The sequence below is a fragment of the Mameliella sp. LZ-28 genome, from assembly GCF_012274245.1.
Lineage (GTDB): Bacteria > Pseudomonadota > Alphaproteobacteria > Rhodobacterales > Rhodobacteraceae > Antarctobacter > Antarctobacter albus.
Window position 1 is genome coordinate 79597 of sequence record NZ_JAANYX010000035.1, and the last position, 13801, is coordinate 93397.

Consider the following 13801-nt stretch of genomic DNA (forward strand, 5'->3'; position numbering starts at 1 on the left):
TATACAACTAGACAAATTCCTACTCCCTGTCCGCGAGTCGGGCAAGGTCAACAGCGTGAAAGTTTCGTGACATGCCCCGCCCTGCGCTCTGGACCGCGATTTCAGACAGCCTGACCGGCGACATCGCCACCGGGCGCTATGGCCCTGGGGACAAGCTGCCGACAGAGGCCGAACTGTCGGCCCGGTTCGGGGTCAATCGCCACACGGTGCGCCGCGCCCTGCAGCACATGGCAGAAAAGGGGCTGGTGCATGCGCGGCGTGGCGCCGGGGTCTTTGTCGCCGCCTGCCCGACCGAATACCCGATCGGCCAGCGTGTGCGCTTTCACCGCAACCTGCGCGCCGCCGGGCGGGTCCCGGGACGCGAACTGCTGATGTCGGACACCCGATCAGCCGACAGGGAAGAGGCACAGGCCCTGCGGATCGCCCCAGGCGACCCGGTGCTGGCCTACGAGACCATCGCAACGGCCGATGGCGAACCGATCGCCCTGGGCGAGGGTGTCTTTCCCGCCGCGCGGCTGCCCGGAATGCCGGAGGCCCTGCAGGCCCACAGCTCTGTCACCGCCGCCCTGGCGGCCTGCGGCGTGGCCGACTACACCCGCGCCTCGACCCGGGTGACGGCTCACCTTGCCACCCCCACGCAGGCCCGGCGCCTGCGCCTGCCCGATGGCGCCCCCCTGCTGCGGACCACCGGCGTCAACGTCGATCCCTCGGGTCAGCCGATCGAGTACGGCATCACCTGGTTCGCGGGCGACAGGGTGACGTTGACGCTGGAACAATGACGCCGACCCCCTTTGTTTCATGGAAAAAACCGCCATTTGTCACCCTGTTGATACATTGAACGCCTAAAAATGCCGGACATTTCGAGTCCAGAGCGGTTCCATGCCAATTGCCCCTTCTTCCCTGCGCCTGACCGGCGCCACTGTCCTGCGCGACGGCGTGCTGCAGTCTCGGTCCGTCGCCATCGAGGACGGGCGCATTTCCAAGGGCCCCCTGCCCGAGGTCGACCTGAACGGCTACTACATCCTGCCCGGGATCATCGACCTGCACGGCGACGCCTTTGAACGCCACCTGGCGCCCCGCCCCTCGGCCCCCTTTCCGATCCGCACCGCCCTGCGCGCCACGGATCGCGACGCGGCGGCCAACGGGATCACCACCGCCTGGATGGCCCACAGCTGGAGCTGGGAAGGCGGCGCGCGCGGGCCCGACCACGCCGAGGCCTTTCTGAAGGCGCTGGATGACTATGCCGACGAGGCGCTGACCGATCTGCGGGTCCAGATCCGCTGCGAGACCCATACCGTCGACACCGCCGACCGTCTGCTGGCCGCCGTGCGCCGCCACCGCATCGACTATGTCGTCTTCAACAACCACCTCGACGAGGCGATCCAGCTGGCCGAGATCGACCCGGCGCGGCTTGCGCTCTGGGCGCGGCAGGCCGGTCGGTCGATCGAGGAACACCTGGCCGTCGTCCATGCCGCCCGCGGCCAGAAACGCGACGTGCCACGCTATCTCTGCCGCCTGGCCGAGGCCTTTGACACGCTGGGTGTCAGCTATGGCAGCCATGACGACGAGGACGGCGAAACGCGTGAATATTTCTCGCAGATCGGGGCCAAGATCTGCGAGTTTCCGACCCGACGCGCCGCAGCCGCCCTGGCCCGGGCCGTGGGCGACCCGATCCTGATGGGGGCACCCAACGTCGTGCGTGGCGGCTCGCAGTCGGGCAACATCGCGGCACAGGACCTGGTGCGGGAACGACTCTGCGATGCGCTGGTGTCGGACTACTACTATCCGGCGCTGCTGCAGGCCGCCTTTCACCTCGTCGACGAAGAGATGATGGACCTGCCGCAGGCCTGGGCGATGATCTCGACCCGGCCGGCAGAGATCCTGCGCCTGCCCGACCGGGGCGTGATCGACTATGGCCGACGCGCCGACCTGGCCGTGGTCAATGCCGAGACACGCGTGGTCGAGGCAACGATTTGCGAAGGCCGGATCGCCCACCTTGCCGGCGAGGCCGCACAGCGGTTCCTGAGCGCGGGCAACGAAGAGATCCGGCTGGCCGCCGAGTGAGCCCGCGTTAACCAGCAGGACAGAAACCGGCTGTCGGTGCGGAAACTCTGAGTTGCCCGACATGCCCCTGCATTTTCGACAATTTGCTGATAGTTTCACGTAAGCGTCACGGCACCCGGCTAGGAAGGCGCAGGTGAGTGAGACCAAGATCCGGGACGGTTTCGTTTCAGTGTCCCGGGACACATAGTGAGTGGGTTACGAGGAATTTCGAGGATCAATCGGGCGGCCAGAAGGCCGCCCATATTGTCTTCAGCCGCGCCTTGCCCAGACGCCCCTCAACCGGCGTATTTCTCCAGGAACTCGGGTACGCCCAACTGACGGAAATCCACCAGCGCAGCGCGCAGCGCCGCGTGATCCCAGTCCCACCACCCCAGCGCCTCGACCCGCTCGGCAAGCTCCCGGGGCAACCGTTCGCGCACCGGCTGGGCCGGAACGCCCGCCACGATAGTATAGGCCGGCACGTCACGGGTGACGATGGCGCCAGAGGCGACCACCGCGCCATTGCCCACCCGCACCTCGGGTTTGACCTGCGCGTTGTGGCCGATCCAGGTGTCATGCCCGATCACGGCCTTGCGGCTGGCGCGCATGGTGAACCAGTCGGCATCATCCTCTGCATCCTCCCAGTAGGAGGCAGAGCGATACATGAAATGATGCAGGCTGGCCCGGTCCAGCGGGTGATCCGTCGCGCCGATGCGCACGAAACTGGCGATATTGGCAAATTTTCCGATCTCGGCGTTGGCGATGTCGCAGAAACGGTCGCAATAGCTGTAGGCGCCAAAGCGGCTGTTGGCGACGCGGCTGCCATGCCCCACCTCGGTGTAGGCGCCAAAGTCACTCTCCGAGATAGCGCAGTCCGAATGGAAAACCGCCCCTTCGGCGGAGAGCCGTGACATGGGTCAGTGCCCCCCGCCCTTGATCAGGCGGCGGCGCAGGATACCGGACAGCCAGTCCATGAAGATCACCATCAGGACGATCAGCACGATGTAATAGCTGACCTCTTCCCAGTCCTTCTGGGTGATGATCGCCTGCGTCAGCATCAGGCCGATGCCGCCGCCGGTGATCGCGCCGATGATCGTGGCGGAACGGGTGTTGGATTCGAGGAAATACAGAACCTGGCTCAGCAGAACCGGGGTGATCTGCGGGATCACGCCAAAGCGGTAGCGCTGCAGCGGCTTGGCCCCGGTCGAGGAGACCCCTTCGATCTGTTTCTGATCGACGTTTTCCAGCGCCTCGGAGAACAGCTTGCCCAGCGAGCCCGTGTCGGTCAGCAGGATCGCCAGCGCGCCGGTCAGCGGGCCGGGCCCGAAGGCGCGGCTGAGCAGGATGGTGAAGATCAGCGCATCGACCCCACGGACAAAGTCGAACACCCGGCGCACCAACTGCCGCACCACGACGACCGGGGTAAAGTTCCGGGCCGCGAGAAAGGCCAGCGGCAGGGCGACCAGGGCCGCGCCCATCGTACCCAGAAAGGCCATCAGGATCGTTTCGCCAATCGCCCAGGCCACCTTGCCGTGGTGCCACAGCGGGTTGGCCCAGAAATCTTGCCAGGCCCCGGCGATGTTGGATCGGTCGGCGTCGATCTGCGGACCGAATAGCAGCGTCCAGACCGGCGTGCCGTGATAGGGGCTGTCCAGCGTGAACCAGAACAGCTCCCAGCCAAAGAAATAGCGAAAGACCTCTGTCTTGGCGCGGGTCATGGTCAGGCGCCCGGCCTCCGTCCGGATGTCCAGCCGCGTCCGCGAATAGCTGATCCACTCGGGCAGCGCGTCCTCGGGGATGTTGATGGAAACGGAGGGATCGAGTTTCGCGGTGATGTCCCCGAACTCCGGGTGACGATAGACCGCCGTCTGGTCCGGCAGGAACAGGACGCTATGCCCCCTGGGCAGGTCGATGGTCACGGTCTCACCGTCGATGGCGACCCAGTCGGGGCTTTGCCCTTCGGGCCACGTCGCGGGCCGTTCGCCCTCCTTGGCAATCGTGACCTCGCCCGAGCGATTGGCGCGGGTGACATGGGTCTTGTAGCTGTAGGTATCGCGGATCAGCGTCATGGCATTGTCCAGCCGCGCACGCTCGGCCAGGCCCATGACGTCGAAGGCAAAGAAGATATAGGCCAGGTACAGCAGGATCACCGCGGGCACCGCGACCGAGACCAGGCGCTTGCGCTTGAACAGGGCCTGTGCCGCCTCTTGGCGGTCGATCATCGAAAGGCTGGCGTCGGTCATTGTTTCGCCCCTTCGCTCAGACGGTTGCGCAGGCTGGACGACAGTTGGTCGACCACGACAATGGTGACAAAGAGCAGGATGAAGATCGCCGCCGCCTCGTCAAAGCGGCCCGGCCCCCAGGCCATCGAGTTGCGCAGCTCGTAGCCGATGCCGCCCGCGCCGACAAAGCCCAGGATGGCCGAGGCGCGGATGTTGATCTCGAACCGCAGCAGGCCGTAGCTGAGATAGTTGGGCGCCACCTGAGGCATGACCCCCAGCAGCATCTTCTGGCTCCAGGTGGCGCCGACAGATGTCAGCCCGTCCACGGGTTTCAGGTCTGCGTTCTCGTTCACCTCGGAATAGAGCTTTCCCAGGGCGCCCGCAGTGTGCAGCGCGATGGCGATCATTGCCGGGATCGGGCCGCCGCCCAGCATGTAGATCAGCACCAGCGCCACCACGATTTCGGGCAGCGCGCGGGTCACGTCCATGATGCGGCGGAACAGCGGGATCAGCACCGGCCAGCGCGCCATGCCGCGCGTGGACAAGAGCGACAGCACCAGCCCCAGCGCGGCGCCCAGCAGCGTTGCCACAGCAGCGATGTTCAGCGTCTCGATCAGGTCGGGCAGGTATTTCCACAGCAGGCCCGCCAAGTCGGCGCGCTTTTCCCAGGCCTCGCCCACCACGTCGGCGGGAAAGTCGAAGATCCGGTGGATACCGTCGAAGAACCCCCCGGCATTGCGGTCGTTCGCGACACGAAAGCCAGAAACCAGCAGGACAACGAAGACCAATATGGCAATCCCGCTGTACAGCCGTTTCTGGCGCACCATTGCCATGTAACTGTCCTGCGTCGCGGCAAGCGGCGCACCGCCCTGCGTCATGTCTGTCATCTGCCCTGCCTTCATGTGGGAACCCCGCCCGGGAAAGGGGGCGGGGTCCTGTGCCTTTGTCAGATCGAAAGGGCGATCAGCCGTCGATCTTCTTCTTGCGGACCTCGATGATGGTCTCATAGGCCTCGTGGGTGATCGGGAAGAAACCGGCGGTTTCACCGAAAGCCACGTTGTAGGCGCATTCCTGGTCTTTCTCGTAGAGACCCAGGACCAGGGCGGTGACCTTTTCCTTGACCTCGGCGGGCAGGGCTTCGCGGATGGTCACGGGGCCTTCCGGGATCGGCTTGGACTGCCAGATCTGGACCAGCTCGTTCATGTCGACCAGGCCGTTGTCCACGGCGCGGCGCAGCGCGCCCGAGTTGTAGCCGTCTTCCCAGTTGCCCAGGCCGTCGGCCCAGGTCACGCCGGCGTCGATGTCGCCGTTGTAGACCGCGACGATGGTCTGCTCGTGGCCGCCGGTGAATTTGACCTCGCCGAAGAAGTCACCCGACTCCATCGTGACGTCGTACTGGGCGGGGATTTCGACGGAGGGGATCAGGTAGCCCGAGGTCGAGTTCGGGTCGCCAAAGCCGAAGACCTTGCCTTCGAGATCCTCGACCGAGGTGATGCCGCTGTCCTTGCGGGCAAAACCGATCGAGTGGTAGCTGTACGACCCGTCCAGGTTGGTCTTGACGGCGATCGGCTCACCCGCCGACGGGTCCTGCAGGTGCAGGGCGGCGTAGGAGGAGGCGCCGAACCACGCCAGGTCCAGGGTGCCGCCCAGGAAGCCCTGGATCACGCCGTTGTAGTCGGCGGGCGTGAACAGCTTGACCTCGACGTTCAGCTCTTCGGCGATGTAGTCGGCGAAGCACTGGTAGTTGTTCAGACGGCTCTGGACGTTGTCGCCGCCCAGAATGCCGATGCGGAATTCAGTGATTTCCTGTGCCATTGCCGGTGCGGCCAGGGCGGTGGTTGCTGCAAGAGCTGCAAGGAGCTTTTTCATCGTCTTCCTCTTTTGTTGAATGGCCCCTGCCAACCACTGACCGGGGGGATGAAAACCTGTGGGGGCTCAGGCGGTGACGGCGTGTCGCGCTTCCGCCAGAGCATTGATGTCGGTAGAGGTCGCCGCCTCGGAAAACTCGGCCCCGGCGCCGTAGATGTCGCGCGCGACACCCGTGGTCAGCTGATCAGGCGTGCCGTCAAAGACGACGCGGCCCCGGCGCATGCCGATCACCCGGTCGCAATAGCGCCGCGCGGTATCCAGCGTGTGCAGGTTGGCGATGACCATGCGGCCGTCTTCCTCGTGGATGCGGCGCAGCGCATCCATGACGATCTGGGCATTCATCGGGTCGAGCGAGGCGATGGGTTCGTCCGCCAGGATGATTTGCGGGTCCTGCATCAGGGCCCGGGCGATGGCGACGCGCTGTTGCTGGCCGCCGGACAGGGCCTCGGCCCGTTTCGGCGCGTGATCGGCGATGCCCAGACGGTCGAGGATCTCGATCGCCGTGTGGATGTCTTCGATCGGGTAGAGGTTGAACAGCGTCGAAAATGTCGACCGCCGGTTCAGCGTCCCGTGCAGCACGTTCGACACCACGTCCATGCGCGGCACCAGGTTGAACTGCTGAAAGATCATGGCGCATTCGGATTGCCACTTGCGCCGGGCACTGCCGGTCAGCCGGGTCACGTCTCGGCCCTGAAAGGCGATTGTGCCCTCGCTTGCATCGGCAAGGCGGTTGATCATCCGCAGCAATGTCGACTTGCCGGCGCCCGAGGCCCCGATGACGCCGATCATCGCGGATTTGTCGATGGTAAAGCTGACGTTGTCCACGGCAGCATTGGCGCCAAAGCGCTTGGTCAACTGTTCGATGCGTAGCACGCAGCACCCCCTCGTGTCTGAGGGGGCGTGCTAAGGCGATGCCTTGTCCGTTCCGTGACGAACGCACAAAACTTTTGTGACGCCACCCGGATTATGCAGCGGCAGCATCGCGGCAGGGCATGTTAACCCGCCATTGACCAGCCATGCATTTGTTTACAGGCGGCTATGCATGCAAATCTCTGGCGCTGCAGCGCAGCAAAACCTAGGTTGATGGCCAAGGGGGGAACCCGATCACTGCAACGAAGGGTCCTGATATGGCACATGTGCAAACCACCACCGCCCACGGCGGCAATTTCTTCACCGGCTTTTTCGAAGGCATCTTCAACTTCCTGGTCCGCATCTCCGAGGCCAACAGCCGCGTCAAGGAAATCGAACGCCTGAACAGCATGTCCGACGCACAGCTGGAAAAACTGGGTATCGAACGCACCGACATCGTGCGTCACGTCTTCCGCGACAGCTTTTACATCTGATCGCACAGACCGCAGGCAATCACCCGCCTGGTTTCTGATGACCGCCGCGCCCCGACCCGGGCGCGGCGTCATTATTTTGGGTCGTTCAGTTCCCCGCCCGGCGCATCATCATCTCGTGCACTGCCGCCATGCCACGGTCGGCCATGTCCGAAACCTCGGCCGCATGCACCTGCAGCGCCGTGACGATCTCCGGCGCATGTGAGGTCTGGACCACGACAATCCCTTCTTGCGTGACCTCGATCTCGGTTTCGATCTCGTCCCGGCGCGCAAAGAAGATGTCCAGCGTCGGGCTCTGGATGAAGACCTGCGGATCGCGCCCTTCTTCGACCCGGGCAATCATCCCGGCGACATGGCTGACCAGCACCTGCATCACCTCAGGATCGTCCGAAAAGGTCACGGTGCGAATCCCGTCGGGCAGGTTGTCCACCCGGCGCTCGATCTTGTCGAAATTGCGGAACATCACCGCCAGTTCGGCGCTTTCCTCCGGCGTTGCATCCAGCCCGCGCAGGCCCGGCATGTTGACCTCATCGTGTCCGGCGCCGCCCGCACCGTGATGCAGCCCCATACCGTGCCCCGCCATCTGCGCCGCGCCCTGCAGCGGCCAGGCCAGCAAGAGCAGCGCCAGCATCCATCCCGTCCGTATCATCCTCGGCATCCTCCGCAATCGGCCACCGGGCCGTCCTGTGTCCATCCCAGCCCATTTTCCGCGCGCAGCCAAGCCCGACCGGTTCCACAAAGCAGAAAAGGCCGCCCATAAGGGCGGCCTTTCGCGATCTTGCATGGCGGCGGACCCGGGGTCCGCGCGCACTCAGTTCTGAGCGTAGTATTCGATGACCAGGTTCGGTTCCATCACCACGGCGTAGGGCACGTCGCCCAGCTGCGGGGTGCGGACGAAAGTCGCGGTCATCTTCGAGTGGTCGGCCTCGATATAGTCGGGCACGTCACGCTCGGGCAGTTGGGTCGCTTCCAGAAGCGCGGCCATCTGCTTGGATTTCTCGCGAACCTCGATCACGTCGCCTTCCTGGACGCGGTACGAGGGGATGTTCACGCGCTTGCCGTTCACCAGGACGTGGCCGTGGTTGACGAACTGGCGGGCAGCAAAGACGGTCGGCACGAACTTGGCGCGGTAGACGACGGCGTCCAGGCGACGCTCGAGCAGGCCGATGAGGTTTTCACCGGTGTCGCCCTTCACACGCTCGGCTTCGGCGTAGATGCGGCGGAACTGCTTTTCGGTCAGGTCGCCGTAATAGCCTTTGAGCTTCTGCTTGGCGCGAAGCTGCAGGCCGAAGTCGGACATTTTCTGCTTGCGGCGCTGACCGTGCTGGCCGGGGCCGTATTCGCGGCGGTTCACCGGCGACTTGGGGCGGCCCCAGATGTTTTCGCCCATGCGGCGGTCGATCTTGTACTTGGCAGTCGTGCGTTTGGTCACGGCTGATCTCCTTCGTCAGGTTTTCGAAGGGCGTTGTCCTCTCCCCGGATTTGGCCGGAGTGACAGGGATCCCCTTGCGAGGGCCACCAACACCAATGAGCGCGCGCTTATACAGGCTCCGGGGGCCGAGTCAAGCGCGCTGCTTGCCGGGTTCGGACAATTTGAACCAAAGGGGAACATTAACAATTGCTTTACACCTCGGGAGTCAAATGGGGCAAGACCACGGCACGGAGGCGGAAGTGGCGAAACCGGCAGCAGATGAACACGCGGCGCGCAACGCGCTGGACCACGCGGTAAAGACCCGCGATGCATCCGTGATGGACATGGTCCGGCGGTCGATCCAGCATCGTCAGGTCATGCTGGCCTTCCAGCCCGTGATGCAGGCCCAGACACAGGGGCGCGTCGCCTTTTACGAGGGGCTGATCCGCGTTCTCGACGAAACCGGGCGGATCATTCCGGCAACCGACTTCATCGACACGGTCGAGGATACCGAATACGGGCGCATGCTGGACTGTATCGCGCTGGAAAAGGGATTGGCCGAACTCGGCCGCGTGCCCGGCCTGCGCCTTTCCATCAACATGTCCGCACGCTCCATCGGCTACAAGAAATGGATGCGCACGCTCCATCGCGGCCTCGACCAGGATCCGACCATTGCCGAACGGCTGATCCTGGAGATCACCGAAAGCTCTGCAATGCTGGTCCCGGAACTGGTGGTCAGCTTCATGGATGACCTGCAGCGCCGCGGCATCTCCTTTGCCATCGACGATTTCGGTGCCGGCTACACCGCCCTGCGCCACTTCAAGGACTTCCGCTTTGACGTCCTCAAGATCGACGGCCAGTTCTGCCAGGGCATCGCCACGGATCCGGACAACCAGGTGCTTGTCGGTGCGATGGTGAAGATCGCCGAGCAGTTCGACATGTTCACCGTCGCCGAAATGGTCGAATCGCATGAAGATGCCGATTGCCTGGCCGCGCTGGGGATCGACTGCCTTCAGGGATATCTCTTTGCCGCGCCCAGCGTGCGCCCGCCCTGGCGCCGCGAAGACGCCGCGCGCCGTGTCGGCTGACGCAACGGCACCTTCTCCCACTGACGTTGCGGCACATAAGGCATGGACAACCGGCATCTCCGCCATGCATCTTCGGGCTGAGACACCCTGTCCGGTTCTTATGGTCCGCCACTTCGGCTATCTCCCTAGCCGACAAGCGAGGAAGAGAAGGACCCGCAACCGGTGGGGCCGCGTCTTGACCTGATGCACCCGCTTGCCTGGAGGACTACATATGACCAACGTCGTTATCGCAAGCGCTGCCCGGACGGCCGTCGGCAGCTTTGGCGGTTCCTTTGCCAACACCCCGGCACATGACCTGGGCGCAGCCGTCCTGGAAGCGCTGGTCGATCGCGCCGGCATCGCCAAGGAGGATGTTTCCGAAACGATCCTCGGCCAGGTGCTGACCGCGGCGCAGGGCCAGAACCCTGCCCGCCAGGCACATATCAACGCCGGCCTGCCCAAGGAATCGGCGGCCTGGGGCATCAACCAGGTCTGCGGCTCGGGCCTGCGTGCGGTTGCGCTTGGTGCACAGCACATCATGCTGGGCGACGCCTCGATCGTCTGCGCCGGTGGCCAGGAAAACATGACGCTGTCGCCCCATGCCGCGCACCTGCGTGCCGGTCACAAGATGGGCGACATGAAATACATCGACACGATGATCCGCGACGGCCTCTGGGATGCCTTCAACGGCTACCACATGGGCCAGACCGCCGAGAACGTGGCCGACCAGTGGCAGATCACCCGCGACATGCAGGATGAATTCGCCGTCGCCTCGCAGAACAAGGCAGAGGCCGCCCAGAAGGCCGGCAAGTTCGACGACGAGGTCGTGGCCTTCACCGTCAAGACCCGCAAGGGCGACATCGTGGTCGACAAGGACGAGTACATCCGCCACGGCGCCACAATCGAGGCCATGCAGAAGCTGCGCCCGGCCTTCACCAAGGACGGCTCGGTCACTGCGGCCAACGCAAGCGGCCTGAACGACGGCGCCGCCGGTGCCCTTCTGATGTCCGCCGACGAGGCCGAAAAGCGCGGCATCGAACCGCTGGCCCGCATCGCCTCCTATTCGACCGCCGGGCTCGACCCGTCGATCATGGGCGTGGGTCCGATTCACGCCTCGCGCAAGGCGCTGGAAAAGGCCGGCTGGAAGGTCGAGGACCTGGACCTGGTCGAAGCCAACGAAGCCTTTGCCGCACAGGCCTGCGCGGTCAACAAGGATATGGGCTGGGATCCGGCCATCGTGAACGTGAACGGCGGCGCCATCGCGATCGGTCACCCGATTGGTGCCTCCGGCGCGCGCGTTCTGAACACGCTGCTGTTCGAGATGAAGCGCCGCAACGCCAAGAAGGGTCTCGCCACGCTCTGCATCGGCGGTGGCATGGGCGTCGCGCTCTGCGTGGAGCGTCCGTAACCCAGCGGTACACGGCATATCGGGGGCGCCAATGGCGCCCCCTTTTTTGTGGGGAGGGTTCGGGCACATCCCGGGCCGGACAAGAGGTCGCGCCAAACGACCCCAAAAGCCGGGCAACATTGTTGCTCATTGAAAAATCTCACGGTAACAAAGTTACCAGACACGGACAGAGAACTGGAGGAACCCCAATGGCACGTGTAGCACTCGTCACCGGCGGCAGCCGCGGCATCGGCGAAGCCATTTCCAAGGCCCTGAAGGCCGAAGGCTATGAGGTCGCAGCGACCTATGCCGGCAACGACGAGAAGGCCGCCGCCTTCACCGAAGCCACCGGCATCAAGACCTACAAGTGGAACGTGGCCGACTACGAGGCCTCGAAAGCCGGGCTGGCACAGGTCGAGGCCGATCTTGGCCCCATCGACGTGGTCGTGGCCAATGCCGGCATCACCCGCGACGCGGCCTTCCACAAGATGACCCCCGAGATGTGGAACGAGGTGATCGACACCAACCTCACCGGCGTCTTCAACACCGTGCACCCGATCTGGCCGGGCATGCGCGACCGCGGCTTTGGCCGGATCATCGTGATCTCCTCGATCAACGGCCAGAAGGGCCAGATGGGCCAGGTCAACTATGCCGCCACCAAGGCGGGCGACCTCGGCATCATCAAGTCGCTGGCCCAGGAAGGCGCGCGCAAGGGCATCACCGCCAACGCGATCTGCCCGGGCTACATCGCGACCGAAATGGTCATGGCCGTGCCGGAGAAGGTGCGTGAAAGCATCATCGCGCAGATCCCCGCCGGCCGCCTGGGCGAGCCCGAGGAAATCGCGCGCTGCGTGACCTTCCTGGCCTCCGACGACGCGGGTTTCATCAACGGCTCGACCATCTCGGCCAACGGCGCCCAGTTCTTCGTCTGAGCGCACCGCCAAGGGACGGCGGGTGGGGCGAGGTTCCGTCCAAAGGACGGGACAAGCGTCACCCACCGGCCCGTACGCACAGGAAAAGCGCCCGCATCGGGCGCTTTTTTCATTGGGGCGATGTTTTCGGTGCTAGCATCGGTCATTGATTTCGAAAGCGACACCGATGACCTCTCCCTGGGCCGCGCTCGCGGTATTGTTCACCGCTCGGCTGGCGATGGCCTTTCAGTACCAGGTCGTCGGATCGCTGGGCCCGATGTTGATGGAACGCCACGGAACCGACCTCGCGGACCTCGGCATCCTGATTTCCCTCTATCTCCTGCCCGGCCTCGTTTTCGCCCTCCCCGGCGGCGGCATCGCCCAGCGCCTGGGCGACCGGCGCGTGGTCGCCGGCGGACTGGTCGTGATGGTCCTTGGCGGGCTGATCATGTGGCAGGGCCAAAGCTGGTCACACCAGATCCTCGGGCGTCTCCTCGCAGGGACCGGAGGCGTCCTGCTGAACGTCATCATGACCAAGATGGTGGCGGACTGGTTTGCGGGCCGCAATCTCGCCACCGCGATGGGCATTTTCGTCAACTCCTGGCCCGCGGGGATCGCGCTGGCCCTGCTGGTGCTGCCCCTGATCGCCCAGGCCGGTGGCCTGAACACGGCTCTTGCCACCTCGATGGCCTTCTGCATCGGGGGCTTGGTTCTGATGACGGTTGTCTATCGCGACCCGCCTGCACCCCTTGCCGGAAGCGCGCCTACCGGACGCTGGCCCCGGAACGGCGCCTTGACCGGCATCGTGATCGCGGGCTGTGTCTGGGGCCTCTACAATGGCGCGCTGGCGATGGTCTTTGCCTTTGGTCCCGCGTTGCTGGTGGAACGCGGCGTCGCCCTGACAGTGGCCAGCGGAACCAGCTCGCTGGTCCTCTGGCTGGCCGTGCTCTCGGTCCCGGCCGGCGGCCTCATCGGCGACCGGATAGGACGCCCCAACGCCGTTCTCCTTGTCGGACTGGCCGGATTCGCAGCGACCTTTGCCCTTGCTCTCGCCGCACCTTCGCTGCCTGTCTTCATCCTCATGGGGCTGGCCTGCGGTTTGCCGGCCGGACCCATCATGGCCCTCCCCGGCCGCGTCCTGCAGCCCGAAAGCCGCGCACTGGGCATGGGGATCTTCTTTACGCTGTACTATTTCTGGATGGCGGTCATGCCGGCCCTGTCCGGCGCCCTGTCGGAACAGGTCGGCAGTGCGGCGGCGGCATTCTGGCTGGGCATTCTCCTGCTGGCCCTCGCGGCTCTGGGCACGTTGGGGCTCATGCGGTCCAGCGCGCGGATCGAATAACGCGGGCCAAGACAAAACGCCCCCGGAGCCTTGCGGTTCGGGGGCGTTTCTTTTCGCGCGTCCAGACCGGCGGGAGCGGGGAGACTCACGACCTGCGGTCAGCGGCGACGGGCGAAAACACTTTTCCAGAGGCGGGACACAAGCCGACCCCGTGCGGCATGGGCAGCGCGGATCGCGTCACGATGGCGGGCATCACTGGCGGCTTCGAG

Annotated in this window: 14 protein-coding genes; 7 read left to right on the top strand and 7 right to left on the bottom strand. The window is 64.8% G+C overall.

The features are described from left to right. Positions 1 to 71 precede the first annotated feature (71 nt). Positions 72 to 779 carry a phosphonate metabolism transcriptional regulator PhnF gene (gene phnF, locus G9Q80_RS22645; RefSeq protein ID WP_088715657.1) on the top strand — a complete coding sequence of 236 codons (708 nt, stop codon included), beginning with the start codon at positions 72 to 74 and terminating at the stop codon, positions 777 to 779. Positions 780 to 879: 100 nt separating this feature from the next. Further along, positions 880 to 2064 carry an alpha-D-ribose 1-methylphosphonate 5-triphosphate diphosphatase gene (locus G9Q80_RS22650; RefSeq protein ID WP_043141692.1) on the top strand — a complete coding sequence of 395 codons (1185 nt, stop codon included), beginning with the start codon at positions 880 to 882 and terminating at the stop codon, positions 2062 to 2064. Between the two features lie 275 nt (positions 2065 to 2339). Here the strand turns inward: G9Q80_RS22650 and G9Q80_RS22655 are convergent, their stop codons facing one another. The 5 genes from G9Q80_RS22655 to phnC all read right to left on the bottom strand — a co-directional run bounded on the left by G9Q80_RS22655 (position 2340) and on the right by phnC (position 7007). Then, positions 2340 to 2957, bottom strand: a complete 618-nt coding sequence (locus G9Q80_RS22655) for an LbetaH domain-containing protein (protein ID WP_088715656.1) — start codon at positions 2955 to 2957, stop codon at positions 2340 to 2342. A gap of 3 nt (positions 2958 to 2960) precedes the next feature. Then, complete coding sequence (gene phnE / locus G9Q80_RS22660) at positions 2961 to 4286, bottom strand: phosphonate ABC transporter, permease protein PhnE (protein ID WP_088715655.1); 1326 nt, start codon at positions 4284 to 4286, stop codon at positions 2961 to 2963. Beyond that, positions 4283 to 5152, bottom strand: coding sequence for a phosphonate ABC transporter, permease protein PhnE (gene phnE / locus G9Q80_RS22665; protein ID WP_043141991.1), 870 nt, complete (start codon positions 5150 to 5152; stop codon positions 4283 to 4285). Before phnE (G9Q80_RS22665) ends, phnE (G9Q80_RS22660) begins: the two co-directional genes overlap by 4 nt. A gap of 76 nt (positions 5153 to 5228) precedes the next feature. After that, the gene (gene phnD / locus G9Q80_RS22670) at positions 5229 to 6134 is read right to left on the bottom strand and encodes a phosphonate ABC transporter substrate-binding protein (RefSeq protein WP_088670162.1); all 906 of its coding nucleotides are present in this window, start codon (positions 6132 to 6134) and stop codon (positions 5229 to 5231) included. A gap of 66 nt (positions 6135 to 6200) precedes the next feature. Next, positions 6201 to 7007, bottom strand: coding sequence for a phosphonate ABC transporter ATP-binding protein (phnC, locus tag G9Q80_RS22675; RefSeq protein ID WP_088670163.1), 807 nt, complete (start codon positions 7005 to 7007; stop codon positions 6201 to 6203). A gap of 254 nt (positions 7008 to 7261) precedes the next feature. Between phnC and G9Q80_RS22680 the strand changes: the two genes are divergently transcribed. Beyond that, complete coding sequence (locus G9Q80_RS22680) at positions 7262 to 7477, top strand: DUF1127 domain-containing protein (protein ID WP_043141685.1); 216 nt, start codon at positions 7262 to 7264, stop codon at positions 7475 to 7477. 85 nt (positions 7478 to 7562) lie between these two features. On the opposite strand, the gene G9Q80_RS22685 is transcribed toward G9Q80_RS22680, so the two are convergent. Together G9Q80_RS22685 and rpsD are read right to left on the bottom strand one after the other, a co-directional pair. Beyond that, the gene (locus G9Q80_RS22685; protein ID WP_232786290.1) at positions 7563 to 8123 is read right to left on the bottom strand and encodes a hypothetical protein; all 561 of its coding nucleotides are present in this window, start codon (positions 8121 to 8123) and stop codon (positions 7563 to 7565) included. A gap of 162 nt (positions 8124 to 8285) precedes the next feature. After that, positions 8286 to 8906: a 30S ribosomal protein S4 gene (rpsD, locus tag G9Q80_RS22690; RefSeq protein WP_043141684.1), complete on the bottom strand. Its 621-nt coding sequence runs from the start codon at positions 8904 to 8906 to the stop codon at positions 8286 to 8288. 317 nt (positions 8907 to 9223) lie between these two features. On the opposite strand from rpsD, the gene G9Q80_RS22695 reads away from it, so the two are divergent. From G9Q80_RS22695 to G9Q80_RS22710, 4 genes are all read left to right on the top strand, one after another. Further along, entirely contained in the window at positions 9224 to 9973 is a 750-nt protein-coding gene (locus G9Q80_RS22695; RefSeq protein ID WP_232786294.1) for an EAL domain-containing protein, read from the top strand. Positions 9974 to 10184: 211 nt separating this feature from the next. Further along, on the top strand, positions 10185 to 11360 hold the full coding sequence (locus G9Q80_RS22700) for an acetyl-CoA C-acetyltransferase (RefSeq protein ID WP_088715654.1): 1176 nt from the start codon (positions 10185 to 10187) through the stop codon (positions 11358 to 11360). A gap of 188 nt (positions 11361 to 11548) precedes the next feature. Further along, the gene (gene phbB, locus G9Q80_RS22705) at positions 11549 to 12271 is read left to right on the top strand and encodes an acetoacetyl-CoA reductase (RefSeq protein ID WP_043141679.1); all 723 of its coding nucleotides are present in this window, start codon (positions 11549 to 11551) and stop codon (positions 12269 to 12271) included. A gap of 166 nt (positions 12272 to 12437) precedes the next feature. Then, positions 12438 to 13592 (top strand): MFS transporter, encoded by a 1155-nt coding sequence (locus G9Q80_RS22710; protein WP_088715653.1) that lies wholly within the window; start codon positions 12438 to 12440, stop codon positions 13590 to 13592. Positions 13593 to 13801 lie beyond the last annotated feature (209 nt).

What these genes read in the sequence shown, in the direction of transcription:
- phnF (WP_088715657.1), top strand. Translation starts at nt 72, where the DNA reads ATGCCCCGCCCTGCGCTCTGGACCGCGATTTCAGACAGCCTGACCGGC.
- G9Q80_RS22650 (WP_043141692.1), top strand. Translation starts at nt 880, where the DNA reads ATGCCAATTGCCCCTTCTTCCCTGCGCCTGACCGGCGCCACTGTCCTG.
- G9Q80_RS22655 (WP_088715656.1), bottom strand. Translation starts at nt 2,957, where the DNA reads ATGTCACGGCTCTCCGCCGAAGGGGCGGTTTTCCATTCGGACTGCGCT.
- phnE (WP_088715655.1), bottom strand. Translation starts at nt 4,286, where the DNA reads ATGACCGACGCCAGCCTTTCGATGATCGACCGCCAAGAGGCGGCACAG.
- phnE (WP_043141991.1), bottom strand. Translation starts at nt 5,152, where the DNA reads ATGACAGACATGACGCAGGGCGGTGCGCCGCTTGCCGCGACGCAGGAC.
- phnD (WP_088670162.1), bottom strand. Translation starts at nt 6,134, where the DNA reads ATGAAAAAGCTCCTTGCAGCTCTTGCAGCAACCACCGCCCTGGCCGCA.
- G9Q80_RS22680 (WP_043141685.1), top strand. Translation starts at nt 7,262, where the DNA reads ATGGCACATGTGCAAACCACCACCGCCCACGGCGGCAATTTCTTCACC.
- G9Q80_RS22685 (WP_232786290.1), bottom strand. Translation starts at nt 8,123, where the DNA reads ATGATACGGACGGGATGGATGCTGGCGCTGCTCTTGCTGGCCTGGCCG.
- G9Q80_RS22695 (WP_232786294.1), top strand. Translation starts at nt 9,224, where the DNA reads ATGGACATGGTCCGGCGGTCGATCCAGCATCGTCAGGTCATGCTGGCC.
- G9Q80_RS22700 (WP_088715654.1), top strand. Translation starts at nt 10,185, where the DNA reads ATGACCAACGTCGTTATCGCAAGCGCTGCCCGGACGGCCGTCGGCAGC.
- phbB (WP_043141679.1), top strand. Translation starts at nt 11,549, where the DNA reads ATGGCACGTGTAGCACTCGTCACCGGCGGCAGCCGCGGCATCGGCGAA.
- G9Q80_RS22710 (WP_088715653.1), top strand. Translation starts at nt 12,438, where the DNA reads ATGACCTCTCCCTGGGCCGCGCTCGCGGTATTGTTCACCGCTCGGCTG.